28 protein-coding genes are annotated in these 24,444 nt (G+C 68.8%); 13 read left to right on the top strand and 15 right to left on the bottom strand.

Features of this window, described 5'->3' with window-relative positions:
- Positions 1 to 49: 49 nt before the first annotated feature.
- From ACZ5IQ_RS16485 to ACZ5IQ_RS16455, 7 genes are all read left to right on the top strand, one after another.
- Positions 50 to 451 carry a PaaI family thioesterase gene (locus ACZ5IQ_RS16485; protein ID WP_212814409.1) on the top strand — a complete coding sequence of 134 codons (402 nt, stop codon included), beginning with the start codon at positions 50 to 52 and terminating at the stop codon, positions 449 to 451.
- Between the two features lie 77 nt (positions 452 to 528).
- On the top strand, positions 529 to 831 hold the full coding sequence (locus tag ACZ5IQ_RS16480; protein ID WP_212814411.1) for an urease subunit gamma: 303 nt from the start codon (positions 529 to 531) through the stop codon (positions 829 to 831).
- A 42-nt stretch (positions 832 to 873) separates the two neighbouring features.
- Entirely contained in the window at positions 874 to 1,185 is a 312-nt protein-coding gene (locus ACZ5IQ_RS16475; protein ID WP_212814790.1) for an urease subunit beta, read from the top strand.
- Positions 1,186 to 1,216: 31 nt separating this feature from the next.
- Complete coding sequence (locus ACZ5IQ_RS16470; protein WP_020100177.1) at positions 1,217 to 2,950, top strand: urease subunit alpha; 1,734 nt, start codon at positions 1,217 to 1,219, stop codon at positions 2,948 to 2,950.
- 18 nt (positions 2,951 to 2,968) lie between these two features.
- Positions 2,969 to 3,604 carry an urease accessory protein UreF gene (locus ACZ5IQ_RS16465; RefSeq protein WP_212814413.1) on the top strand — a complete coding sequence of 212 codons (636 nt, stop codon included), beginning with the start codon at positions 2,969 to 2,971 and terminating at the stop codon, positions 3,602 to 3,604.
- A 15-nt stretch (positions 3,605 to 3,619) separates the two neighbouring features.
- Complete coding sequence (gene ureG / locus ACZ5IQ_RS16460; RefSeq protein WP_212814415.1) at positions 3,620 to 4,306, top strand: urease accessory protein UreG; 687 nt, start codon at positions 3,620 to 3,622, stop codon at positions 4,304 to 4,306.
- A gap of 3 nt (positions 4,307 to 4,309) precedes the next feature.
- Complete coding sequence (locus ACZ5IQ_RS16455) at positions 4,310 to 4,969, top strand: urease accessory protein UreD (protein ID WP_212814417.1); 660 nt, start codon at positions 4,310 to 4,312, stop codon at positions 4,967 to 4,969.
- Between the two features lies 1 nt (position 4,970).
- Here ACZ5IQ_RS16455 and ACZ5IQ_RS16450 read toward each other — a convergent pair whose 3' ends face one another.
- The 3 genes from ACZ5IQ_RS16450 to ACZ5IQ_RS16440 form a co-directional block, all read right to left on the bottom strand.
- Positions 4,971 to 6,374 (bottom strand): NAD(P)/FAD-dependent oxidoreductase, encoded by a 1,404-nt coding sequence (locus tag ACZ5IQ_RS16450; protein ID WP_212814419.1) that lies wholly within the window; start codon positions 6,372 to 6,374, stop codon positions 4,971 to 4,973.
- Between the two features lie 99 nt (positions 6,375 to 6,473).
- The gene (locus ACZ5IQ_RS16445) at positions 6,474 to 7,403 is read right to left on the bottom strand and encodes an LLM class F420-dependent oxidoreductase (RefSeq protein WP_212814421.1); all 930 of its coding nucleotides are present in this window, start codon (positions 7,401 to 7,403) and stop codon (positions 6,474 to 6,476) included.
- Between the two features lie 84 nt (positions 7,404 to 7,487).
- Entirely contained in the window at positions 7,488 to 8,159 is a 672-nt protein-coding gene (locus tag ACZ5IQ_RS16440) for an SDR family oxidoreductase (protein ID WP_212814791.1), read from the bottom strand.
- Positions 8,160 to 8,278: 119 nt separating this feature from the next.
- Between ACZ5IQ_RS16440 and modA the strand changes: the two genes are divergently transcribed.
- The 4 genes from modA (at position 8,279) to ACZ5IQ_RS16420 (ending at position 12,118) form a co-directional block, all read left to right on the top strand.
- Complete coding sequence (modA, locus tag ACZ5IQ_RS16435) at positions 8,279 to 9,043, top strand: molybdate ABC transporter substrate-binding protein (protein ID WP_212814792.1); 765 nt, start codon at positions 8,279 to 8,281, stop codon at positions 9,041 to 9,043.
- On the top strand, positions 9,040 to 9,843 hold the full coding sequence (locus ACZ5IQ_RS16430; RefSeq protein WP_212814423.1) for an ABC transporter permease: 804 nt from the start codon (positions 9,040 to 9,042) through the stop codon (positions 9,841 to 9,843). The genes modA and ACZ5IQ_RS16430 overlap by 4 nt, the downstream gene beginning before the upstream one ends.
- On the top strand, positions 9,840 to 10,928 hold the full coding sequence (locus ACZ5IQ_RS16425) for a sulfate/molybdate ABC transporter ATP-binding protein (RefSeq protein ID WP_212814425.1): 1,089 nt from the start codon (positions 9,840 to 9,842) through the stop codon (positions 10,926 to 10,928). The genes ACZ5IQ_RS16430 and ACZ5IQ_RS16425 overlap by 4 nt, the downstream gene beginning before the upstream one ends.
- A 167-nt stretch (positions 10,929 to 11,095) precedes the next feature.
- Positions 11,096 to 12,118 (top strand): APA family fibronectin-binding glycoprotein, encoded by a 1,023-nt coding sequence (locus tag ACZ5IQ_RS16420; RefSeq protein WP_213020320.1) that lies wholly within the window; start codon positions 11,096 to 11,098, stop codon positions 12,116 to 12,118.
- A 63-nt stretch (positions 12,119 to 12,181) separates the two neighbouring features.
- Here ACZ5IQ_RS16420 and ACZ5IQ_RS16415 read toward each other — a convergent pair whose 3' ends face one another.
- The 10 genes from ACZ5IQ_RS16415 to ACZ5IQ_RS16370 form a co-directional block, all read right to left on the bottom strand.
- A complete protein-coding gene (locus ACZ5IQ_RS16415) occupies positions 12,182 to 12,454 on the bottom strand; it encodes a GlsB/YeaQ/YmgE family stress response membrane protein (RefSeq protein WP_020100188.1) in 273 nt (90 codons plus the stop codon).
- Between the two features lie 119 nt (positions 12,455 to 12,573).
- Positions 12,574 to 13,332, bottom strand: a complete 759-nt coding sequence (locus ACZ5IQ_RS16410; RefSeq protein ID WP_212814427.1) for a CPBP family intramembrane glutamic endopeptidase — start codon at positions 13,330 to 13,332, stop codon at positions 12,574 to 12,576.
- Between the two features lie 87 nt (positions 13,333 to 13,419).
- Positions 13,420 to 13,668: an Ada metal-binding domain-containing protein gene (locus ACZ5IQ_RS16405; protein ID WP_406801474.1), complete on the bottom strand. Its 249-nt coding sequence runs from the start codon at positions 13,666 to 13,668 to the stop codon at positions 13,420 to 13,422.
- A gap of 2 nt (positions 13,669 to 13,670) precedes the next feature.
- Entirely contained in the window at positions 13,671 to 14,381 is a 711-nt protein-coding gene (locus ACZ5IQ_RS16400) for a 2OG-Fe(II) oxygenase (RefSeq protein ID WP_212814431.1), read from the bottom strand.
- Complete coding sequence (locus ACZ5IQ_RS16395) at positions 14,378 to 14,953, bottom strand: methylated-DNA--[protein]-cysteine S-methyltransferase (RefSeq protein WP_212814793.1); 576 nt, start codon at positions 14,951 to 14,953, stop codon at positions 14,378 to 14,380. The genes ACZ5IQ_RS16400 and ACZ5IQ_RS16395 overlap by 4 nt, the downstream gene beginning before the upstream one ends.
- 31 nt (positions 14,954 to 14,984) lie before the next feature.
- Positions 14,985 to 15,509 (bottom strand): RNA polymerase sigma factor, encoded by a 525-nt coding sequence (locus ACZ5IQ_RS16390; protein ID WP_212814794.1) that lies wholly within the window; start codon positions 15,507 to 15,509, stop codon positions 14,985 to 14,987.
- A gap of 83 nt (positions 15,510 to 15,592) precedes the next feature.
- Positions 15,593 to 16,849 (bottom strand): HNH endonuclease signature motif containing protein, encoded by a 1,257-nt coding sequence (locus ACZ5IQ_RS16385; RefSeq protein ID WP_212814433.1) that lies wholly within the window; start codon positions 16,847 to 16,849, stop codon positions 15,593 to 15,595.
- A gap of 42 nt (positions 16,850 to 16,891) precedes the next feature.
- On the bottom strand, positions 16,892 to 18,124 hold the full coding sequence (locus ACZ5IQ_RS16380; RefSeq protein WP_212814435.1) for an NAD(P)/FAD-dependent oxidoreductase: 1,233 nt from the start codon (positions 18,122 to 18,124) through the stop codon (positions 16,892 to 16,894).
- 30 nt (positions 18,125 to 18,154) lie between these two features.
- The gene (locus ACZ5IQ_RS16375) at positions 18,155 to 18,790 is read right to left on the bottom strand and encodes an HhH-GDP family DNA glycosylase (protein ID WP_212811315.1); all 636 of its coding nucleotides are present in this window, start codon (positions 18,788 to 18,790) and stop codon (positions 18,155 to 18,157) included.
- A 36-nt stretch (positions 18,791 to 18,826) separates the two neighbouring features.
- A complete protein-coding gene (locus ACZ5IQ_RS16370; RefSeq protein WP_212811316.1) occupies positions 18,827 to 19,159 on the bottom strand; it encodes a TfoX/Sxy family protein in 333 nt (110 codons plus the stop codon).
- A gap of 79 nt (positions 19,160 to 19,238) precedes the next feature.
- Here ACZ5IQ_RS16370 and ACZ5IQ_RS16365 point away from each other — a divergent pair, with 79 nt between their 5' ends.
- The gene (locus ACZ5IQ_RS16365; RefSeq protein ID WP_212811317.1) at positions 19,239 to 20,288 is read left to right on the top strand and encodes an ABC transporter permease; all 1,050 of its coding nucleotides are present in this window, start codon (positions 19,239 to 19,241) and stop codon (positions 20,286 to 20,288) included.
- Between the two features lie 3 nt (positions 20,289 to 20,291).
- Positions 20,292 to 21,308 carry an ABC transporter ATP-binding protein gene (locus ACZ5IQ_RS16360; RefSeq protein ID WP_212811318.1) on the top strand — a complete coding sequence of 339 codons (1,017 nt, stop codon included), beginning with the start codon at positions 20,292 to 20,294 and terminating at the stop codon, positions 21,306 to 21,308.
- An 87-nt stretch (positions 21,309 to 21,395) separates the two neighbouring features.
- On the opposite strand, the gene lon is transcribed toward ACZ5IQ_RS16360, so the two are convergent.
- Together lon and ACZ5IQ_RS16350 are read right to left on the bottom strand one after the other, a co-directional pair.
- Positions 21,396 to 23,753: an endopeptidase La gene (gene lon, locus ACZ5IQ_RS16355; RefSeq protein ID WP_212811319.1), complete on the bottom strand. Its 2,358-nt coding sequence runs from the start codon at positions 23,751 to 23,753 to the stop codon at positions 21,396 to 21,398.
- A gap of 29 nt (positions 23,754 to 23,782) precedes the next feature.
- The gene (locus ACZ5IQ_RS16350) at positions 23,783 to 24,439 is read right to left on the bottom strand and encodes a VC0807 family protein (protein ID WP_244872527.1); all 657 of its coding nucleotides are present in this window, start codon (positions 24,437 to 24,439) and stop codon (positions 23,783 to 23,785) included.
- Positions 24,440 to 24,444: the final 5 nt, after the last annotated feature.

The following is a 24,444-nucleotide window of genomic DNA, read 5'->3' as shown; positions in this document are numbered from 1 at the left end:
GCGTGGGTGCCGAACTCGCCGCCACCGGCGCTCGTGTAGACAGCTATTCGTGACGACATCTGTGCCCGAGGGCCTCGGCAAGGGCTTCGACAGCGAAATCGGACTGACCTATCTCGAGGTCACCCCGGACGGCGGCCGCGCCCAGCTGACCATCACCGACAAGATCCTGCAGCCGTGGGGCATCGTGCACGGTGGCGTCTACTGCGCCATCGTCGAGGGTCTGGCGAGCGTGTCCGGCCACGTCTGGCTCGCCGAGCACGGCGGCGGCACCGTCGTCGGCGTCAACAACAACACCGACTTCCTCCGCGCGCTCAAGGCCGGCACCGTCACCGCCACCTCGACGCCGATCCACCGGGGCCGGCGGCAGCAGCTGTGGCTGGTCACCATCACCGACGAGGACGATCGTCCGGTGGCGCGGGGCCAGGTGCGGCTGCAGAACCTCGAGGGCTGAGCGCCCGCCTGCGGTGAGGGGCTGAAAACCACCGCCCGACATGCCATTCCCGGCGTGCCGTGGCAATATCGCCCCTTATGCGTTTGACGCCGCATGAGCAAGAACGCCTGCTGATTTCGTACGCCGCCGAACTGGCGCGCCGACGGCAGGCCCGAGGGCTGCGCCTCAATCATCCCGAGGCGGTCGCGGTGATCACCGATCACCTGATGGAAGGCGCCCGTGACGGGCGGACCGTCGCGGAGCTCATGGTCAGCGGCCGTGAGGTGCTCAGCCGCGACGACGTCATGGAGGGGGTCCCGGAGATGCTGTCCGACGTCCAGGTCGAGGCCACCTTCCCGGATGGCACCAAACTCGTCACCGTCCACTATCCGATCGCCTGAGGCCCGACGATGACCGAACGCGCGACCGTCGAGGGGGCGGGGCTGATTCCGGGCGAAATCCTTTACGGCGACGGCGATATCGCCATCAACGCCGGTGCCGAGCGGCTGACCCTCGACGTGGTCAACGCCGGTGACCGGCCGGTGCAGGTCGGCAGCCACGTGCATTTCCCGCAGGCCAATTCCGCGTTGGAGTTCGACCGCGCCGCCGCACACGGGTACCGGCTCGACGTGCCGGCGGGCACCGCGATCAGGTTCGAACCCGGGGTCGCGCAGCGGGTTGCCCTGGTCCCGTTGGGCGGAACCCGCGAGGTGTACGGGCTGTCGCTGAATCCGCCCGGAAAGCTGGATGGCTGATGAGCGCTGGCGCGAAGAACGGACGGCACGAATGAGTTCCCTTTCCCGCTCACGGTATGCGGCGCTCTTCGGGCCGACGACGGGCGACCGCATCCGTCTGGCGGACACCGATCTGCTGATCGAGATCACCGAGGACCTCAGCGGCGGCCCGGGCCTGTCGGGCGACGAGGCGGTCTTCGGCGGCGGCAAGGTGCTGCGTGAGTCGATGGGGCAGGCGCGTACGACCCGGGCCGACGGCGCGCCGGACACCGTGATCACCGGCGCGATCATCATCGACTACTGGGGAATCATCAAGGCCGACATCGGGATTCGGGACGGCCGCATCGTCGCCATCGGCAAGGCCGGCAACCCCGACATCATGTCCGGGGTGCACCCCGATCTCGTGGTGGGCCCGTCCACCGAGATCATCGCCGGCAACGGCCGCATCCTCACCGCCGGCGGCATCGACTGTCACGTGCACTTCATCTGTCCCCAGCTGCTGGAGGAGGCGATCGGCGGCGGCATCACCACCATGATCGGTGGCGGCACCGGACCGGCCGAGGGCAGCAAGGCCACCACTGTCACGCCCGGCGCCTGGCATCTCGGGCGCATGCTGCAGGCGCTCGACGGCTGGCCGATGAACATCCTGTTGCTGGGCAAGGGCAACACCATCAACCCCGACTCGATGTGGGAGCAGTTGCGCGGCGGCGCCGCCGGTTTCAAGTTGCACGAGGACTGGGGCACCACCCCGGCCACCATCGACGCGTGTCTGCGGGTGGCCGAGGAGGCCGACGTCCAGGTGGCCCTGCACTCCGACACGCTCAACGAGATGGGGTTCGTCGAGGACACGCTGGCGGCCATCGCCGGCCGGGCCATCCACGCGTACCACACCGAGGGCGCCGGCGGCGGTCATGCGCCCGACATCATCACGGTGGCCAGTCACCCGAACGTGATGCCCAGTTCGACCAACCCGACGCGCCCGCACACCGTCAACACCCTCGACGAACACCTCGACATGCTGATGGTGTGCCACCACCTCAACGCTGCCGTGCCGGAGGATTTGGCGTTCGCGGAGAGCCGGATTCGGCCGTCCACCATCGCCGCCGAGGACCTGCTGCACGACATCGGCGCCATCTCGATGATCGGCAGTGACAGCCAGGCCATGGGCCGCATCGGCGAGGTGGTGATGCGGACGTGGCAGACGGCGCACGTGATGAAGAAGCGCCGCGGTCCGCTCGAAGGCGACCCCGGCGGCGCGCGAGGCAACGACAACAACCGGGTCCGCCGCTACGTGGCGAAGTACACCATCTGCCCGGCGGTGACGCACGGTATCGATCACGAGCTGGGCTCGGTGGAGGTCGGCAAGCTGGCCGATCTGGTGCTCTGGGAGCCCGCGTTCTTCGGCGTCCGTCCGCACCTGGTGCTCAAAGGCGGCGCGATCGCCTGGGCGGCGATGGGCGACGCCAATGCCTCGATCCCGACGCCGCAACCCGTCCTGCCGCGGCCGATGTTCGGCGCCCACCCGACGGTGGCGGCCGGCCTGGCGGTGCATTTTGTCTCGCCCACCGCCATCGAGGACGACCTCGCGGCGCGACTCGGCTTGCGGCGCAGGCTCGTTCCGGTCAAGAACGTCCGTGGCCGGGGCAAGGCCGACCTGCCGCTCAACGACGCCATGCCCGACATCCGGGTCGATCCCGACACGTTCACGGTCCGCATCGACGGCGAGGTCTGGCAGGAACAACCCGCCGCCGAGCTGCCGATGGCACAGAGATACTTCCTGTTCTGATGGACAGCGGCTGTTCTGATGGATAGTGGCCTGGCCACCCTGCTGGCACTGGCGGATTCGCGGCTGCCGACCGGCGGGCACGTCCACTCCGGCGGTGTCGAGGAGGCGGTCACCAGCGGTCTGGTGACCAACGTGGTGACGCTGCAGGCCTACCTGCGCCGGCGCATCCGGACCCAGGGGCTCGTCACCGCCTCCATCGCCGCGGCGGTCCACAGCGGGCTCGACCCGGTGGCAGCCGACCGCGAAACCGACGCGCGCACACCAGCTCCCGCGGCCCGGCAGGCCTCCCGGGCGCAGGGCCGTGGGCTGGTACGGCTGGCGCGCCGGGTCTGGCCGGACACCGACTGGAGCACCGTGGGCACCCGGCCACATCTCGCGGTGGCCTCGGGTGTGGTGGGTCGTGTCAGCGGGCTCGACCCCGAACAGACGTGCGCCACAGTCGTTTACACCACCATGACCGGCTCGGCGACGGCGGCGCAACGCCTGCTGGCACTCGATCCGGCCGACGTCGCCGCGCTGACCTTCGAGCTGTCGGGGCTGTGCGACGCCACCGCGGCCGAAGCGGCGAAAGGCATCGCGGACCTGTCCGATCCACTGCTCGACGTCCTGGCGCAACGACACGCCGGCCGCGACCGCCCCCTGTTCGCCTCCTGAACCGAAAGGTCCACCATGCCACCACATTTCATCGACGGCCAGCCGCACCATCACCACGGCCGGCCCAAGCGCGAGCGGCAGCCGGGTGAGCCGCTGCGCATCGGCGTCGGCGGCCCCGTCGGCTCCGGTAAGACGGCGCTCGTCGCGGCGCTGTGCCGGCAGCTGCGCGACGAGCTGTCCCTGGCCGTGCTGACCAACGACATCTACACCACCGAGGACGCCGACTTCCTGCGCCGGCACGCCGTGCTGCCCGACGAGCGCATCGCCGCGGTGCAGACCGGCGGCTGCCCGCACACCGCGATCCGCGACGACATCACCGCGAATCTGGACGCCATCGACGATCTCATCGAGACCAACGACAAGCTCGACCTCATCCTGGTGGAGTCCGGGGGAGACAACCTGACCGCGACGTTCTCCTCGGGTCTGGTGGACGTCCAGATCTTCGTCGTCGACGTGGCCGGTGGTGACAAGGTGCCGCGCAAGGGCGGCCCCGGCGTCACGTACTCGGACCTGTTGGTGGTCAACAAGACCGATCTCGCGCCGATGGTCGGCGCCGACCTCGACGTCATGCGGCGCGACGCCGGCCAGGTGCGCGGTGACCGCCCGACGGTGCTGATCTCGCTCACCGAGGATCCGGCCGCGTCGCTGGTGCAGGCCTGGGTGCGCGAACAGCTCGCCGGCGCCGGGGTGACGAACGCCTGAGTGATGCACACCCAGGTTCTGATCGTCGCGACCCCCGGCCGGGGCCCGCGCATCGAATGCGTCGGCGGTGTGGCCGCGCGCCGCACCGCCCCCGACGCCGTCCACCTGGTGTCCACGGCCGCAACACCATTGGGCGGTGACACCATCGACGTGCGCGTCATCGTCGAGGCCGGTGCCCGGCTGCGGGTGCGCAGCGTGGCTGCCATGGTGGTGCTGCCCGGTGCGATGACGGCGCAGTCACGCTCGGCCTGGGATCTCGAAGTGGCCGGGGAACTCGACCTGGATCCGGAGCCGACCGTCGTCGCGGGCGGCAGCAGCCACCGGGCCACGACGCGACTGCAGATCGCCGAGACGGGCCGGGTGCGGCTGCGCGAACGCGTACAGGTCGGACGGACCGGCGAGCAGCACGGCTTCTGGGAGGGCACACTGCACGTCGACCACGAGGCGCTGCCGGTGGTGCGGCACCGCGTCGAACTCGGCGCCGGCGCCGTCAGTGACGACGAGATCGCCGCTCCGCGCGCGTATGTCAGCGAATTCTGTTACCCAGAAAGCGATCTCGGCGTGATCCGTACCGCCGATGGGTACGAATCACGCCGAGATCAGGTGGTCATGCCCCTGGCCGACGGGGGTTGCCTGTCGGCGTGGCAGGGACCAAGGCTTTAGTTCAGGAAGCCACCGGGTCGGGTGTGGCTTGAACAGATGATGCGATCTCCTCGAGTTCGCCGATGCGGGTGCGGGCGTAGGCCTGCTGCTCGGTGATGGTCAGCTGACCGCGCTGGCGGCTCATGAACGTCACCGTCCACGACAGCAGCGTGGCGATCTTGGTCTTGAAGCCCACGAGGTAGATCAGGTGCAGCCCCAGCCACGCCAGCCAGGCGATGAAGCCGCCGAATTCCAGCTTGGCCTTCTCGCCGAGCGGAATCTGGGCGACGGCGTTCCACTTGGAGACCGTGGCCATCGAGCCCTTGTCGAAGTACGAGAACGGTTCGCGCGGCTTGGGCTTGGTGCCGTGCGCGCGGGCCTTGGCCTCGTTCTTCAGGATCGCGGCGACGTGCTTGCCGCCCTGGATCGCGCCCTGCGCCATGCCCGGGACGCCCTCGACGAAGGCCATGTCACCGACGACGAAAACGTTCGGGTGGCCCGGGATCGACAGGTCCGGATTCACCTTGACGCGGCCGGCCCGGTCGATCTCGGTGTCCGACTGGTTGGCCAGGTCGCGACCGAGCGGGCTGGCCTGCACACCGGCGGACCACACCTTGCAGGCCGACTCGATGCGCCGGATGGTGCCGTCCTTGTCCTTGACGGTGATGCCGTTGCGGTCGACGTCGGTGACCATCGCGTTGAGCTGAATCTCGACGCCCATCTTCTCGAGCCGGTTCTTGGCCTTCAGACCCAGCTTCTCGCCCATGGGCGGCAGCACCGCCGGCGCGGCGTCGAGCAGGATGACCTTGGCCTCGGTCGGGTCGATGTGCCGGAAACTGCCCTTGAGGGTCTGGTCCGACAGCTCCTGGATCTGCCCGGCCATCTCCACACCGGTCGGGCCGGCGCCGACGACCACGAAGGTCAGCAGCTTCTTGCGGCGCTCGGGGTCGCTGGACCGCTCGGCCTGCTCGAACGCACCGAGGATGCGGCCGCGCAGTTCGAGCGCGTCGTCGATGGTCTTCATGCCCGGCGCCCACTCGGCGAAGTGGTCGTTGCCGAAGTAGGACTGACCGGCACCGGCGGCGATGATCAGGCTGTCGTACGGCGTGCTGTAGGTGTGCCCCAGCAGGATCGAGTCGACGGTCTGGTTCTCCAGGTCGATGTGCGTCACGTCGCCGAGCAGCACCTGGGCGTTCTTCTGCTTGCGCAGGATCAGCCGGGTGGGCGGGGCGATCTCACCTTCGGAGATGATGCCCGTGGCCACCTGGTACAGCAGCGGCTGGAACAGGTGGTGCGTGGTACGGGCGATCAGCTTGATGTCGACATCAGCGTGCTTGAGGGCTTTGGCACTGGACAGGCCACCGAAGCCCGAACCGATGATGACGACCTTGTGGCGATCCGTTGCCGTAGCTCCGGGGTGGACCATGTTGAGGGGCTCCTCGACGTACTACTACAAGACTGTTTACATACACAGGCTAGTCGCAGCTGAATCGATCAATGCAGTGAGATGCCCCACCGGGCCCGGCTAGGCGCCGATCACCGAATGCAGGGCAGCTCCGAGTGCGGCGATGACGCCGGGTACGTAGCCCGTGACCTGCGTCGGGATGTTGATGATGACGCCGTCGACGCCGACGTCGAACACCTTGGCCTTCAATTGTTCGGCGACGCTTTCGGCGCTGCCGGCGACCATGTTCTGGCGGTTGGCCTCGGGGATCGCGGCGGGAGTCGCCCGGTCGTCGATGAGCGCGGTGAGCAGCATGCTGGTTTCGAGGGTCGCCGGGTCGCGGTCGATCTTCTCGCAAGCGTCGCGGACGACGCCCAGCTTGTGGGGCAGCTCTTCGAAGCCGCCGATGATGTTCAGGTGGTCGAAGTGCCGTGCCGCCAGCGGGATGGTCTTCTTCTCGCCGCGGCCGCCGATCAGCAGGGGGATGTGGTCGCGGTAGCGGGGGTTGGCCATGGCTTCGACGGTGCGGTAGTACTGGCCGCTGAAGGTCGGGCGCTCGCCCTTGAGCATCGGCAGCACGATCTGCAGTGACTCGTTCAGGCGGTTGAACCGGTCGGTGAAGGTGCCGAAGTCGAATCCGAGCTGCTCGTGCTCGAGCTCGAACCAGCCGGTGCCGATGCCGAGGATCGCGCGGCCCTGGCTCATGACGTCGAGCGTGGTGATGGCCTTGGCCAGCAGCGTCGGATTGCGGTAGGTGTTGCCGGTGACCATGGTGCCCAGCTGCACCTTCTGGGTCGCGGCCGCGAGGCCACCGAGCGCGGTGTACGCCTCGAGCATCGGCTGATCGGGGGTGCCGATCATCGGCAGCTGATAGAAGTGGTCCATCACGAAGACGGAGTCGAAGCCGGCGGCCTCGGCCTCCCGCGCCTGGGCGACGACGGTCGGGTACAGCTCGCTGACGCCGGTGCCGTAGGAGAAGTTGGGAATCTGGAGAGCGAATCGAATCGTCACGATTCGACCCTAGTCACCAACCACCTTGTCGCGTCCTGCGTTTCGCCGGGCGCGAAGCCCGGGCGAAACGGGAATAAATCCGGATCAGGCGAAGGTTGCGAGCGCACCGGCGCTCACGTGCAGCGTCTCGCCGGTGATGTGGCGGGCTGCGGGCGTGGTCAGGAAGAGCGCGAGCTTGGTCAGCTCGGACCCGACGGTCGCACCGCCGGTCTCGACGCCGTCGTAGCCCGCTTCCGAGCCGCGGCCGGCGGCGACCACGTTGATCGTGATGCCGCGGACGCCGAAGTGCTCGGCCTGGCCGGCGGTCCAGTTCGACACGGCCGCCTTGATCGCGGCGTCGGCGGTGCCGTCCTTGGGGCACTCCGGCACGACGGTCACGATGGCACCGCCCGAACGCATCTGGTCGCCGAGGATCTGGACGGTCAGGACGGCCGACAGCAGCGAGGAGTCGAGCGTGTTGCGCCATACGGCGGCGCGCTCGGCCAGGGTGTAGGTGCGCGGGTCGCCGGCGGACCAGGCGGGAGCCGGGACGTTCACGATGGTGTCGAGGTGCTGCGGCAGCTTGTCGCGCATCTGCTCCAGCGCGGCGCCGTCGGTGTTGTCCAGCACGATCGACTCGACTTCGAGTTCCTTGGCGGCCACTTCGAGCTCGTCGCGGCGGGCGCCGGCGATGGTGACGTTGTGCCCGGCGTCGCGGAATCCCGCGGCGATGACGCGGCCGAGATCGGTATCGCCTCCGGTGACCAGAACGTCCATGAACAGGGCCTCCTCGTGTGCAACGCTGAACGCGGTTGCCGCCATGTTACTGGACAGTAGCTAGCTGACGAAACTCGCCACGCGGAGGAATGACCCCTAGGGTTTTGCGCATGTGGCTCATGCGCAAGTTGATGCGCGCTGTGGCGGTATCGGTCCTGCTCGGCGGAGTCGGAGCGTTGTCCGGATGCGGTTCGGAGCACAAGACCTCGGGCCCCGTCGTCAACGTGTACGCGGCGGCGTCCCTGAAGCAGGCATTCACCGCGCTCGCCGACCGCTACAAGAAGGAGAACCCGGGCGCGGACGTGCAGTTCAACTTCGCGGGCTCGTCGTCGTTGGTCGAACAGCTGACGCAGGGCGCGAAGGCCGATGTGTTCGCCTCGGCCGACGCCAACAACATGACCAAGGCGGCCAAGGCCGGGTTGCTCGCGGGCACCCCGGTGAACTTCGCCGCCAACACGCTCGTCATCGTGACCCCGCCGGGAAACCCCAAGCATGTGGGCAACTTCGGTGATCTGGCCCGGCCCGGACTGAACGTCGTGGTGTGTGCCCGTCAGGTGCCGTGCGGCACGGCGACGCGGAAGGCCGAGAAGATCGTCGGCGTCGAACTCAAGCCGGTCAGTGAGGAGACGTCGGTGACCGACGTGCTGAACAAGGTCACCAGCGGCCAGGCCGACGCGGGGCTCGTCTATCAGACCGACGCCAAGTCGGCGGGCGACAATGTGGCCACGGTCGAGTTCCCGCAGGCGGCGTCGGCGGTGAACATCTACCCGATCGGGGTGCTGAAGTCGGCGGCCGACGCCTCGGCTGCCCAGCGGTTCGTCGACCTGGTCACGAGTGACACGGGCCGCCAGACCCTGGCGCAGTTCGGGTTCGCACAGCCTTGAACCCCGGGCTGCCGCGCTGGATCTACGTCCCGGCGGCTCTGGGTGCGGTGTTCGTCGTCCTCCCGCTGATCGCGGTCGCGGCGAAGGTCGACTGGTCGCGATTCCTGGAGCTCATCAGCAGCGACTCGTCGGTGACCGCGCTGGCCCTGAGTCTCAAGACCGCCGCGGCCAGCACCGTGCTCTGCGTGGTGCTGGGTGTGCCGATGGCGCTGGTCCTGGCGCGCAGCGGCTCCCGGGTGGTGCGCTGGACCCGCCCACTGATCCTGCTGCCGTTGGTGTTGCCGCCGGTCGTCGGCGGTATCGCGCTGTTGTACGCCTTCGGCCGGCTGGGGCTGATCGGCAGGTACCTGGACGCGGCGGGTGTGCACATCGCCTTCTCGACGACGGCGGTCGTGCTGGCGCAGACGTTCGTCTCCCTGCCGTTCCTGGTGATCGCCCTGGAAGGCGCGGCCCGTACGGCCGGGTCACAGTACGAGGCGGTCGCGGCCACGCTGGGCGCCCGACCGACCACGGTGTGGCGCCGGGTCACGCTGCCGATGCTGGCCCCGGGTCTGGTGTCGGGCTCGGTCCTGGCGTTCGCGCGGTCGCTGGGCGAGTTCGGCGCCACGCTGACGTTCGCCGGTTCCCGCGAGGGCGTGACGCGGACGCTGCCGCTGGAGATCTATCTGCAGCGCGAGGCCGACGCCGATGCCGCCGTGGCATTGTCGCTGGTGCTGGTGGTGGTCGCGGCCATCGTGGTGCTCGTGACGGGCGGCGCGCGGTTCGGTCGCGGGCCGTTCGAGGCGGAGGCCCGGCCGTGACGGGCGGTCTCGCGGTGCGCGCGGTCGTCGAAGACCGGGGCATCGACGTGGAGTTCGATGTCGCGGCCGGCGAGGTGCTGGCCGTCGTCGGGCCCAATGGCGCGGGGAAATCGAGTGTGCTGCACGTGATCGCGGGCCTGCTGCGGCCCGACGCGGGCTCCGTCACAGTGGGCGGGCGCCGACTGACGGACACGGCGGCCGGCCGGCATGTCGCGGTGCACAACCGGCGGGTCGGCCTGCTGCTGCAGGACCCGGCGCTGTTTCCCCATCTGACGGTCGCGGGCAACGTGGCATTCGGGCCCCGGGCCCGTCAGCACCGTCGCCGGGGCGTACATGCCGAGGCGCGGCGGACGGCCGCACGCTGGCTCGGTGAGGTGGGTGCCACCGAACTGGCCGATCGCCGGCCGGGACAACTGTCGGGTGGTCAGGCGCAACGGGTCGCGCTGGCCCGGGCGCTGGCCGCGGAACCCGACGTGCTGCTGCTCGACGAACCGCTGTCCGGCCTCGACGTCGCGGCGGCATCGGCGATGCGCCGGCTGCTGCGCGGTGTCCTGGCGACGGACGGACGCAGCTCGGTGCTGGTCAGCCACGACGTGCTGGACGTCGTCACGTTGGCGGACCGGGTGGCGGTCATCGAGGGCGGCCGCATCGTCGAATCAGGCGCCGTCGCCGACGTGCTGACCGCACCGCGGACGACCTTCGGGGCGCGGTTCGCGGGCGTGAATCTGGTCAGCGGGCACGCGGGCGCGGACGGAGGTTCCCTGCTGGCCGCGGGGCAGACGTGGCGCGGTGTATGGGGGCCAGAGGTGACGCCGGGCGATCCGGCGATCGCGGTGTTCGCTCCGGCGGCGGTGTCGGTGTCCCGTGAGGTGCCGGCGGCCGACGTCAACGTCGTCGCGGTTGGCGTCGCGGAACTGGATCACCGCGGCCCCGTCATCCGCGTCCGCGCCGAGGCGACGGACGACGGCGGTGGAGGTCTGGCGGCCGATATCAGCGCGGAGGCGGCGGCAGGTCTCCGGCTGATTCCGGGGGAGCAGGTGTACTTCGGCGTCGATCCGCGGGACGTGGCGATTCGGCCCGCCTGACGGCACGCCCGGCCCGTCCCGGGCCGCATCGGGGCGGCGCGACGCCTCAGCAACGGACCGATATCGCCGTGGTCTGTCCGGATGCCGGAAGCGAGCTAACCGACTCGCCGGAGAATTAGCCGCAACTCGCACTTGCGTCACGCCGGTAACACTGTATTTTCGTCCCCATGCGACACCCGGATGCGCGGACAAGTGCCCGCAAACGCCTTCCGAAATCCCTGACTGCTGCTGTGGCAGGCGCGGCGGCCGCGGCCATCGCGCTGCCGAGCGCGATCTCGTATGCCGACCCGGTGCCGCCAGCTCCTGCGCCCGCCCCGGCTCCAGCTCCGGCACCCGCCCCGGCTGGGGAACCGGCGCCTCCGGTCGACGCGCCGGCACCGCCGCCGTGGGCCCCGCCGCCGCCCGCGCCGGACCCGGCCGCACCTCCGGCTGATCCCAACGCCGCGCCGCCGCCATCGGCCGCGCCGGGTGCGCCGGCAGCTCCGGCCGCACCGGGAGCCGCGCCCGCCGCACCTGCGGCAGCTCCGGCGCCCGCGCCCGAGCCCGGACGCGTCAACAACGACGCCGGTGGCTTCAGTTACGTTGTGCCGCAAGGCTGGAAGATCGCCGATGCCACGCAGCTGTCCTACGGCCAGGCGCTGCTGACCAAGGCCCCGGCCGCGGGTTCGGAGCAGGCCCCGAGTGACACCAGCGTGCTGCTGGGTCGTCTGGACCTCAAGCTGTTCGCCGGTGCCGAATCCGACAACGGCAAGGCCGCCAACCGGTTGGCCTCGGACATGGGCGAGTTCTTCATGCCCTTCCCGGGCACCCGCGTCGGCCAGGAGACCACGGCGCTCACCGCCGGGACGCTGCCGGGCGCGGCGTCGTTCTACGAGGTCAAGTTCACCGATACGGGCAAGCCCAACGGCCAGATCTGGGCGGGCGTCGTCGGCAACCCGCCGCCGGACGCCACCATTCGCAGCCAGCGCAACCCGCAGCGGTGGTTCGTCGTGTGGCTGGGTTCGGGCAACCACCCGGTCGACAAGGCCGCAGCGGTGACGCTGGCCCAGTCGATCCGCCCGTGGAACCCGCCGCCGCCACCTCCGGTCGACCCGAACGCCCCGCCCAAGCCTGCCGATCCGGCCCACCCGATGGTCGGCGTGCCGGTGCCGGTGACGAACGCGCCGCCGGAGATGGCCCCCGCCGGATAGTCGCTCAAAAGAATCGAGGACCGTGCCCAACCGGGCGCGGTCCTCGATTCTTTGTGTCGAGTTCTACGTAGAACTCTTCGACTTCACGAAGCGGTAGAGCAGGACGAGGATCACCGCGCCGACCAGCGCACCCCAGAACGAGTGCTCGATCGGCGGGCGGAAATCGAGCTTGTGCGGTGCGTAGACGACACTGCTCAGCGTGCCGCCGACATAACCACCTGCGATACCCAGCACGCACGTGAGGATCCACCCCATGTCGTCCTTACCGGGTACGACGAACCGGGCGATGGCTCCGACGACGAGGCCGAGAAGAATCAACCAGACGATGTGCATCATTGTCATGACCTTTCGATTGACTGATACATCTCGAGGCTAGCCCGGTTCGGAGCACGACAAACACGTCTGAAACGCAGCAATCTGGTGACGGTTCGGGGGCCAGTCGCGGGGCGGGAGGCCTAGCTGAAGTGCCAGACGGCGGCCGCGGCGAGTGCGCCCATGCCGTTGAGCGACCAGTGCAGCGCGATCGGCGCAAGCAGGCTTCCGGACCGACGCCGCAGCCAGGTGAAGACGAATCCCGCGGCCGCGGTCGCGACGACGGCCATCGCGACGCCGGCGATCATGCCGGCCACCCCGCCGCCGAGCACGCGGGTGAATCCGACGTTGCTGCTGGTCAGGCCCAACGAGGTGGCGATGTGCCAGAGGCCGAACAACAGTGAGCCGGCGGCGGCGACGCCGCGGAATCCCCAGGCCCGGTCGAGCGTGCCGTGCAGTACGCCGCGGAAGGCCAGTTCCTCGGGGATGACGGTCTGCAGCGGAATGACGATCATCGACGCGAGCAGGGCGCCGGAGATCGTCGCGTAGTGGTTGTTGAGGAACATCGGGCGGGTCCAGGGCAGCAGGACGCCGACGGCGATCACCGACCCGACAAGCAGAATGGCGCCGAGCGCGTAGCGCATGCCGGTCCGCCAGTGCGCGCGGCCGAGTCCCAGCTCGGTCCACCCGAGGCCCCGTTTACGGACCAGGGCCACCAGCCCGAGCGCCGCGAGGGGCACGACGACGATGTTCGCCCAGGGGGTCGTGAAGTGGGCCAGCAGGTTGGTCGCGACCAGAACGGCCACCACCACGGCCACGTCGATGTAGACGCGCGGGTGCCGCACGGCTGGTGAGCCGGTCGGTAGGCATGGTGCAGCGGCGGCTGCCGAGGCGTCGATCATCTTTGGCGAGTGTACCGACGGGCGCCAAGGACCCAGGTCACATCGGTTGGCGGCGACCCACTGCCGGATCGATGTGTCGCGCGAGGATCAATGACGGTCCTTCCACCGCCGGTACGTCTCGGGGAGGCACACCGCGCAGGGGCGGTATCCGGCAGCGACGGCAGCGGTCTCATCGGCGAAGAACACCCGATGGGTCACGTAGCCGCCCTTGGCAATGGCCCGCAGCGCCGACGGGCAGTCCAGCCTGCCGTAGAGCTTGTTGCGCCGATGGCCGCCCAGGCGCCCCGGCGTCGCGCTGACGTAGGTGCGGCCCTGCGCATCGATGAGCGTGTACATGCTCAGGCGGCGTCGTGGAAGATCAGGCCGAGGGTCATCCGGTTTCCCGAGCGCAGCGTCGAAACACCATGGCGCACAGGGCCGACGGCCCACCCGCGTTTCGATGCCACCGGCCGTTCGCGCGTGGTGATGACCAGTCCGTGTCCGAACGGGATGGAGATCGCCGAGCCACGCGACTGCGCGCGGGGCCGCTGCTCGTACAGCAGGAATTCGCCGCCGGTGTAGTCGACCTCCGGCCGGGTCAGATTGATGACGACCTGCAGCGGAAAGACCAAGTCCCCGTACAGATCCTGGTGCAGGGCGCACCAGCCGCCGGCGCCGTACTTGAGCAACAGTGCGGTGGTGCGCGTCTGCCCGGCCCGGTGGCAGGTGTCCAGCCAGTCGTCGAAACTGTCGGGCCACGGCGGATCGCGGCGCAGCCGCGTCCACCAGTCGCGGGCGATCGGCAGCAGCCGCGGGTACAGCGCGTACTTGAGCTCGGTGACGATCTCCGGGTAGGGCCGGTGAAAATAGCGGTACTGGCCTTCGCCGAACCGGTAGCGGGCCATGTCGATGGTCGAGCGGAATCGGCTCGCGTCGGGGTAGATCGCCGCCAGCTCGGCGGCCTCGGCCGGCGTGACGAGAGGTCCGGTCAGCGCGCCGCCGACGGTCTCGAGCTCGGTGCGGACGGCTCCCCAGTCGGTGGCGGCGACACGCTGCTGCCAGACGCTCATGCCGCGGCCTCCAGGTCCAGTAGGAGGCGCTTGGCTTCCGGACCGCCGAGGTAGCCGCCCATCGCACCGTCGCTGCGGACCACGCGGTGGCACGGAACGACCACGGGCAGTGGGTTTTTCGCGCAGGCGGTGCCGACGGCGCGGACCGCCCTGGGGCTGCCGGCCAGCGCGGCGACAGCGGCATAGCTGGCCGTCTGCCCGTAGCCGATCTCCGGCAGGTGGTGCAGCACCGCGGCGCGGAATCCGGCGGCCAGCCGCCAATCCAGCGGTACGTCGAAGGTTCGGCGGGTCCGGGTGAAGTACTCGTCGAGTTCACGGGCGACCGCGTCGAGCCGGGCCGGTGCCCGCAGGATGCGCGGGCTCACCTTGTCGGCGAGCTGCTGCAGGACGGTGTCATGGTCTTCGATGGCGTAGGCGACACGGATGAGGCCCTGTTCGGTCGCCGCCAGCAGCAGCGGACCGACGGGACTGTCGACGATGCGGTAGGCGACGTCGAGGACGCCGTCGCGCTGGGCGGCCGCGGCCAGCCGGTCGTGCAATTCGGCCAACCGGTCCGGGCCGATGTCGGTCATGCGTGCCAGGTCGCCGGTGATGATTTCGCCGTTATTCATGGGTGTCTCTTTTCCCGGGCGCCGTCACTCCGATGAGTTCGGCGCGATAGGTGCGTCGTAGCGTGGCGATGCCGTCGCTGGCGGCGCGGCGTGCGGCCGCGGCGGTGCCGCCGAGAATCTCGGCGATCTCGTTGTAGGGCAGTCCCGCGAGGTAGTGGTACGCGACGGCGTGCTTCTGTTTGGGTGGGAGTGCATCGACGGCGACCGCGAGATCGACTTCGATGGCCGCGCTGTCGCGGACGTCGCGCCGAGATGCCGGCTCGGGTACGACGTCAGTGGGGATGGGCCGGCGTGTCCGGGTTCTGGTGATGTCGATGGCCTTGTGGTGCGCGATGGTCACCAGCCAGGCCTCGAGATTCGCATCCGCCGGCAGCTCGGGATAGGCCTTGAGGGCCGCCAGGAACGTCTCTGACCAGGCGTCGTCGGCGTCGTGTACGCCGACGATGGCGGCACAGACCCGGAAGACCGTAGGACCGTGGTTGCGCACCACGGCCTCGAATGGCGGTTTGGCTTTCACACCCAGTAGACGCTCCGTCGCCGGTATTTGTGAGGTCTCGATCCTCACCGATTTACCGATGCTAGGTGGCGCGGGTGGTGCGTCTAGTTCGACGACGGTGCGGGTGGTGGTTCGAAGGGTTGGTACCACCACCATTGGGCGCGTTCCCCGGTCGGGCCGGGGCACGGCGGCACATCGGGGCGGGCCGTGGTGGGCGGCCGAGCAAGTGATCCGCCGTCGAGTTGTCGGCCCGCGGCATCGGTGACGACCAGCCGATCGGCCGGCCCGGTGATCGTGATGACCCGCTGGTGATGCAACCGGTGGTGGTACGGGCACACCAGCACCAGGTTGTGCAGCTCGGTCTCCCCGCCGTTCTCCCAATGAATGATGTGATGGGCGTGCAAGCCGCGGGTGGCCCCGCACCCCGGAACCCGGCAGCAGCGGTCCCGGTGCTCCAGCGCGCGGCGCAGCCGACGACTGATGGTGCGGGTGCTGCGCCCGGCACCGAACGGCTGGCCGTGCTTGTCGAGCCACACCTCGCAGGTGGCATCGCACAACAGCAGTTGGCGTTCCTCATCGGTGAGCACCGAACCCAGATGCAAGGCGGCCGTGCGCTGTTCGAGGTCCGCATGCACGACGACGGTGGTGCGCTGCCCATGCGGCCGCAGTGCCACGTCGGCGTCCCAGCCGGCCTCCACCACGCTCATGAACGCATCCACCTGATTCGGGAACGGCGGTGCCTGCTCCGACACTTGCCCTTCGGTGTCCTCGTGGTCGCGCTTCCAGTCCGCGACCAATGCATCCTGATGCGACGCCATCGCCGCATCGAACTTCGCCGCCTCCAACTTCGGCAACCGGATCTTGTACGTGACCGAGCCGTCGTCGTGGCTGGTCTTGGCGATCGACCGCGGCACCTCGGGCTTGGGCTCAGGCCCCGGGCGCGGCTCCAGTTTCACCGCCGTCCGCAACTGCGTGACCGTGGCGCTCTCGGCGAACTGGGCGTAGTGCTCATCAGAACCCTCGCCGGCATGTTCGGCGACCATCCCGACCTGATCCAGCGACAACCGGCCCGCCCGCATCGCTTCGGCGCAGCGCGGGAACTCCTCGAGCCGGTGCGCCACCGCCATCATCACTTCCGCATTGCGCGGTGACACACCGGTTTTCCATGCCATCAACGACGCCATCGACCGGGCGCCGGTGGCACCCCAGAGCCCGTCCCGGTCGATCTCGGCGGCAATCTGCACCAGCCGGGCGTCGATCGCGTTGCGCTGACCGGTCAGCTCACCGATCTCGGCGAAGTACGCATCCATGCGCTCGCACGGCGACGACTCAACATCGAAAGCCGTTGCGCTGCTGGGCATAACATCATCAAAGCAGAAGGGTCCGACAAAAACGGCGACGTGCTAACCGGCCAACGTCGACAACGAAACCGACGAATCGGCGAGTGCCCCGACATCCACCGGCCGCCGCGACCGGATGAGCTTCTTGATGTCGTCGAGGCCTTCCCAGATGTTGACGTTCATGCCGGCCAGCACGCGGTGTCCACCGTCGAGCCAGAACATGGTGAACTCACGCGTGCCGAGATCACCGCGCGTGATGGCCATCTGGTACTGCGGCGCGTATCCGACGTACTCCATGCCGAGATCGAACTGGTCGGTGAAGAAGTAGGGCAGTTCGTCGTAAGTGGTTGCCGTGCCGAGCATTCCGTCGACGGCGACGGCCGGCTGCTTGAGGGCGTTGGCCCAGTGCTCGGTCCGGATCGGCACGCCGAACAGCGGATGCTCGGCGGCCGCGATGTCGCCGACTGCGTAGATATCGTCATCGCTGGTCTTGAGGGACTCGTCGACGGCGACGCCGCCGTCGGCGATGACCAGTCCGGAGCGTTCCGCGAACTCGACGTTCGGCTTGGCGCCGACCGCGACCAGTACCGCATCCGCCTCGACGGTGGATCCGTCGCCGAGTCGCAGCCCCGTCGCCTTGTGGTCAGCGGTGGTGATCTCATCGACCGTGGTGCCCAACCGCAGATCCACGCCGTGGTCCCGGTGCAGCCCGACGAACACCTCGCCGGCTTCCTTGCCCAGGGAGGCCTGCAGCGGCAGCGCGGCGGTCTCGACCACCGTGACGTCGGCGCCCAGCCCCCGGGCACTGGCCGCCACTTCGAGCCCGATCCAGCCGCCTCCGACTATCGCGAGCCGCCGGCCTTCGGTGAGTTGGGCCAGCAGTGCGGTGGCGTCGTCGATGGTGCGCAGGTAGTACACGCCGTCGGCGTCGGATCCAGGGATCGGCGGCTTGCGGGGGCGGGATCCCGTGGCCAGCAACAACTTGTCGTAGTGCTCGTGATCGCCGTCGTTGAACGCCACCATGTGCGCGGTGCGATCGAGCGTGGTGACCTCCGTGCCGAGTTTCAGGTCGACGTCGTGCTCGGCGTACCAGCTCTTGGGCTGCACCGTGAATTCTTCGATGGTCTTCTTACCGGCCATGAATTCCTTCGACAGCGGGGGACGCTCGTAGGGCAGCCGGTCCTCGGCGCCGAACAGCACCACCTGCCCGTCAAAATCCTTGCTGCGCAAGGCTTCCGCGGCTTTGGCGCCCGCCAGCCCGCCGCCGATGATCACAAAAGTGGGTGAGCCGGCCATTCGAGAATCCCTTCATCGATCTGAGTTGGTCTACGCTTCGATGCGTTCGCGGACGGTGTCGTCGAGCGACGCCCGCACGAGTGCGGCAGCCAGCCGCGCGTTCCGGTTCGGGGCCAGGCTGCTGAGCTTGCCGGCGTCCGTCGGCAGGCCCAGATCTTTCGCCGCGGCGAGTGCCCGATCGTCGAAATACGGTTGCACCCAGGTCCAGACGTCCTGGATCTCACGCAGGAAGATGTCGGCGCCCGTGCGGCCGATACCGTCGAACCCCTGCAGGGCCTTGGCTGCGGCTTTCACGTCGTGGTGCGCCCTGATTCGCAGGTTGCGCAGATCGCCGCCGTACTCGTCGTTGACCCGGGTCGCGATGTGGGTCATGCGGGTCGCCGAGCTCTCGTCGTATCTGGCGTAGCCGGCGCGTCCGAACGCCCTGATCATCTGGCTGCGGTCGGCATCGAGTACCGCGGTGGGCGTGCGCAACCCGGCGCGGAACAGTTCTCGCGCCGCGGCGACCGCGGTTTCCGCGGCGATGGGCTTGCTCGCGAGCATGCACAGCGACAGCAGTTTGAACAGTGGCATCGGCTTGTCGCGGAGCGTTATCCCGGCTTCCTCGGCATACGTCGTACCGGCTGCGTCGAGCAGCCGCGCGACGATCTGTCGATCCCGTGCCATAACCCCCGGCATACCCAATGGCGCGGTGCGCAAACGCTACTTGGGTGGCAGCGTGCCCGCGTAGCCGACGCCCCGGTCGACCCAGGTCTGCAGTTGGCGTTTGGTTTTCAGGCCGTCGGCCGCCACCCGCAGCCAGCCCCGCATCTCGCGGCCGCCCATCACCATCAGTTCGCAGTGCGCACGTCCCAGCAACTTCTCGGTCTCATCGGGCGCAACCCGCACCAACAGGCCACCGTCGTGACTCGCGGCCACGGACATGTGGCCATTCAGCAGGAACGCCAGCCCGCCGAACATTCGCTTTTCCTCGATGCCGCCGACCGGGCCGAGCAGCTCACGGATCCGGTTGGCCAGATCCTCGTCATAGGCCATGTGGTCAGTCTGCCCCAATCAGCCGTCGGCTTTGGCTATCTTGCCGCTGTGCAGTCAGCGAACACGTTAGATTCCACACGTGCTGATCGCGGCGTTACGTGACCTGCAGTGGCGGCGCCGCCGATTTCTCATCGCGGTCGTCGGCACTTCATTCGTGTTCGCCATGACGCTGGTGCTCACCGGGCTGGCCAACGGATTCCGGGTGGAGGCCAGTAACACCGTCAATTCGCTGGGCATCGACTACTTCATGATCCAGAACGGGGCGGCCGGACCGTTCCTGGGTTCGTCGCCGTTCGCGCAGACCGAAGTCGAACGCGCGCAACGGCTTCCGGGCGTGCAGGCCGCTGCCGCAGTGGTCTATGCGGGCACGACGGCACTGGACAACGGGACGCCGCGGACCATGAACCTGTTCGGCGCCCCGACCGCCGGCCCCGGCATGCCGGCGATGTCACAGGGTCGGCCGCCTGCCACGCCCGACGAGATCGCGGTGTCGTCGACGCTGGGCCGCAAGATCGGCGACCAGATGCACATCGCCTCGCACACACTGCAGGTCGTGGGGATCGTCAACAACTCCACCGTGCTGGCGCAGCAGCCCAATCTGTTCCTCACGACGGTCGGTGCGCAGCGCCTGGTGTACGGCGGGCAGCCCGTCATCGCGTCGGTCGGTATCCGGGGTGACCCGACCAGGGCGCTCGACGGCTACCGGCTGGTGGACCGTCGCGGTGCCATCGACGACATGATGCGGCCGTTGAAAGTCGCCGTCGATGCCATCAGCATCATGGCCGTCCTGCTCTGGGTGGTGGCCGCGACGATCATCGGCATGTTCATCTACATGTCCGCCATGGAGCGCACCCGCGACTTCGCGGTGTTCAAAGCCGTTGGGGTCAAGACGAAATCGATGATGGGTGGGCTGGCGTTGCAGGCCGTGTTCATCGCCGTGTGCTCGGCGGCGATCGGCGTGCTGCTGGCGATGGTGCTCGGGCCGATGTTCCCCATGCGGGTGGATGTCCCGGCCGGGGCGTACCTGTTGCTGCCGGTGGTGGCCATCACCATCGGGCTGATCGCGAGCCTGGCGGGCATGCGTAGAGCGGTGACGATAGATCCAGCGATGGCATTCGGGGGGCCATAGACCATGAGCGACTTACAGATTCGCGACCTGGTGGTGGAATACGGCAAGGGCGCCGACAAGGTCAGGCCCATCGACAATTTCCAGTTGGAGCTGTCGGCGGGATCGCTCGCGATCCTGTTGGGTCCCAGCGGTTGTGGGAAGACGACGCTGTTGTCGTGCATGGGTGGAATCCTCAAGCCGACGTCGGGCCAGATCCTGTTCGACGGTATCGACGTCACCACGCTCGGGCCCAAGGCGCTGACCGACTACCGCCGCAATACCGTCGGCATCGTGTTCCAGGCGTTCAACCTGGTGCCCAGCCTCACGGCCGCCGAGAACGTCATGGTGCCGATGCGGGCCGCGGGCATGAGCCGCGGCGCAGCCCGGCAGCGTGCCGCGGAACTGCTCGACCGGGTCGGTCTGGCCCACCGGATGACACACCGCCCCGGTGACATGTCGGGTGGACAGCAGCAGCGCGTCGCGGTGGCACGGGCCATCGCGCTGGACCCGCCGTTGATCCTGGCCGACGAGCCCACGGCGCACCTGGACTTCATCCAGGTCGAGGAGGTGCTGCGGCTCATCCGGGAGCTCGCCGACGACCGCGTGGTGGTGGTCGCCACTCATGACAGCCGCATGCTGCCGCTGGCGGACCGGGTGATCGAGCTGGTCCCCACCGTCTCCAGCACCGAGCGGGAGCCCGAGGTCTTCGAACTCGACGCCGGGGATCTGGTGTTCGAGCAGACGACCATCGGCGACCTGATCTACGTCGTGCGGGAGGGCCGGTTCGAGATCACCCGCGAGATGCCCGACGGCGAGACGATGCTGCTGTTCACCGCGGGCCCTGGCGAGTACTTCGGCGAGATCGGGCCGCTGTTCGGGATTCCGCGCACCGCGACGGTGCGTGCCCTCACCGACGGGGTCGTCGTCGGCTACACCGTCAAGGATTTCCGGGCCCGGCTCGGGCCCGACCGCATCCACGAGCTCATCGAGCACCGCGCGATCCACCTGGCCGACGAACCGCCGTCGGCCGACATCGCCTGAGGGTCCTGTTCTATCCGCGAGCAGACACAAAACTGTCGAATCTCGGTCGAAAATGACAGTTTTGCGTCTGCTCGCGGTATTCGGTTGTCAGGCGGCGTTGGTCACGGCCTCCGCCGCCGGCTCCAATGCCTGGGCGATGATGTCGGCCACGTCGGTCATCGGCCGCACATCGAGTGCGTCCAAGATCTCGGCCGGCACGTCGTCCAGGTCCGGTTCGTTGCGCGACGGGATGAAAACTGTTGTCAGCCCGGCACGTTGGGCTGCCATCAGCTTCTGCTTGACCCCGCCGATGGGCAGCACCCGCCCGTTCAGCGTGACCTCGCCCGTCATCCCGACATCGGACCGCACCTGCCGTCCGGTGGCCATGGAGACCAGCGCGGTCACCATCGTCACGCCGGCCGACGGACCGTCCTTGGGCACCGCGCCCGCGGGCACGTGGACGTGGATGCGGCGATCCAGCGCCTTCGGATCGACACCCAGTTCCGCCGCGTGCGACCGCACGTAGGACAGCGCGATGTGCGCCGACTCCTTCATCACGTCGCCCAGCTGACCGGTCAGTTGCAGACCCGGTTCGCCTTCGTTCGAACCGGCCTCGATGTAGAGGACGTCGCCACCCATGCCGGTGACGGCCAGTCCGGTCGCCACGCCGGGCACCGCGGTGCGCTCGGCCGACTCCGGCATGAATCGCGGACGGCCCAGGTACTCGACCAGATCCGGTTCATCAACCGTGACCGCGTCAACACCCGACGCCAGCCGCGTGGTGACCTTCCGCAGCGCCTTCGCCAGCAGTCGCTCGAACTGCCGCACACCCGGTTCGCGCGTGTAGTCCGCGGCGATCTTGCGCAGCGCCGCGTCCGTCACCGTCACCTCGTCGGTGGTCAACGCCGCCCGTTCGGCCTGCCGGGGCAGCAGGTAGTCGCGGGCGATGGCGACCTTGTCGTCCTCGGTGTAGCCGTCGATCTGCACCAGCTCCATGCGGTCCAGCAGGGCGCTGGGGATGTTCTCGATGACGTTGGCCGTCGCCAGGAACACCACATCGGACAGGTCCAGATCCAGATCCAGGTAGTGATCGCGGAACGTATGGTTCTGCGCCGGGTCCAGCACCTCCAGCAGTGCCGCCGCCGGATCACCGCGGTAGTCCGAGCCCACCTTGTCGATCTCGTCCAGCAGCACAACGGGATTCATGGAACCCGCCTCGCCGATGGCCCGCACGATGCGGCCCGGCAGCGCGCCGACGTAGGTGCGCCGGTGGCCACGGATCTCGGCCTCGTCGCGCACACCGCCCAGGGCGACGCGGACGAACTTGCGGCCCAGTGCACGTGCCACCGACTCACCCAGCGACGTCTTGCCGACACCAGGAGGGCCGGCCAGCACCATGACGGCGCCCGAGCCACGACCGCCGACGACGGCCAAGCCGCGCTGGGCGCGGCGGGCCCGCACCGCCAGGTACTCGACGATGCGGTCCTTCACGTCGTCCAGCCCATGGTGGTCGGCGTCCAGAATCTCCCGGGCGGCCCTCAGATCCGTCGAATCCTCGGTGCGCTCGTTCCACGGCAGTTCCAGCACGGTGTCCAGCCAGGTCCGGATCCAGCCGCCCTCGGGGGTCTGCTCGCTGGACCGTTCCAGCTTGCCGACCTCGCGCAGCGCCGCCTCGCGCACCTTCTCGGGCAGATCGGCGGCCTCGATGCGGGTGCGGTAGTCCGCGGGCTCCTCGGCGCCGGCGCTACCGTCCAGCTCGCCCAACTCCTTGCGGATGGCGTCGAGCTGCTGGCGCAGCAGGAATTCCTTCTGCCGCTTGTCCATTCCGGCGCGGACGTCCTCGGCGATCTTGTCGTTGACCTCGACCTCGGCCAGGTGCTCGCCTGTCCACTCGACCAGCAGGTGGAGGCGACGACTCACATCTGAGGTCTCCAGCAGCTCGCGCTTCTGCACGTCGGTCAGGTAAGAGGCGTAACCCGCGGTGTCGGCCAGTGCCGACGGCTCGCTGATCTGGTTGACGGCGTCGACAATCTGCCAGGCCTCGCGGCGCTGCAGGATCGCCAGCAGCAGCTTCTTGTATTCGGCTGCCAGCGCGCGGGTTTCGTCGGTCGCAGCGGTCTCGGTGATCTCGTCGACCAGGACCCACAGCGCACTGCCCGGGCCGGATGTGCCGGACCCGATGTGTGCGCGCCGCTCACCGCGGACGACGGCGGCGGTTCCGCCACTGGGCACGCGGCCGACCTGGACGATCGACGCCAGGACGCCGTGGGTGGGGTAGCGGTCGTCGAGGCGGGGCGCGATGAGCAGCTTCCCGGCCTCGCCGGCGGCTGCGGCGGCCTGGGCCGCGTCGACCGCGGCACGTGCGGCCTCATCGAGTTCGATGGGCACGACCATGCCCGGCAGGACGATCGGCTCGGTGACAAACAGGACGGGAACAGCGATGGGCGCTGTTGTGGCGTCAGACATCCGTACCTCCAAAGTTGAATCTCCTGCGCTCAACCTTTGGGGGTGTCGATTTGTTCCAGGGTCGTCGGCTCGCCCTGTTGGCGTTCTTCCCAGCGGTTCGCGGCCCGTTTGCCGACCACGAACGTCGCAGTCATCAGCAAGCCGGTGGTGGCGAGCGACAACACCGAGGTCAGGGCGTTGGCGACGTCCACCGGGGTGGAGAAGATGACCGCCAGATGCAGTGCGGTGCCGACGAGCAGGCCGACGCCCCACATCGCTGAGAGCAGAATGTGCACGCGCCGCCGGTAAGCGGCCGCAGCCGGGCCGGTGTCGTGTTCTTCGGTCTGAACTCGCTCCGACACGATCTGGGTGAGCGGGGTGCCGACCACGCAGCTGCCGAGGAAGACCAGGCCGCCGAGGCCGCCCACCAACGTGTTGCCCGCCAGCAGCATTCGCGGATCCGACGTGCTGACCCCGACGGCCAGGCTCAGGCCGAAATTGAGCATGAGGTAACCCGCGAACGGGTCCAGACGGCGCGCGCTGATCGCGTCGTAGGCGACCTTGCCGCCGGCCAGCACCGTGGCGGTGAGCAGCGCCACATATTCGGACACGCCGGCGGCCCGCAGTCCGTAGTACGCGATCAGTGGCGGAGCGATGTCGAGCAGGACGCCGCGGATGATCGGTCGCATGGACTGTGCCTGGCTCACGGCGA

It is taken from the genome of Mycobacterium toneyamaense (assembly GCF_055384815.1).
The sequence above is the reverse complement of the archived record's forward strand: the minus strand, read 5'-3'. Positions and strand labels throughout refer to the sequence as shown.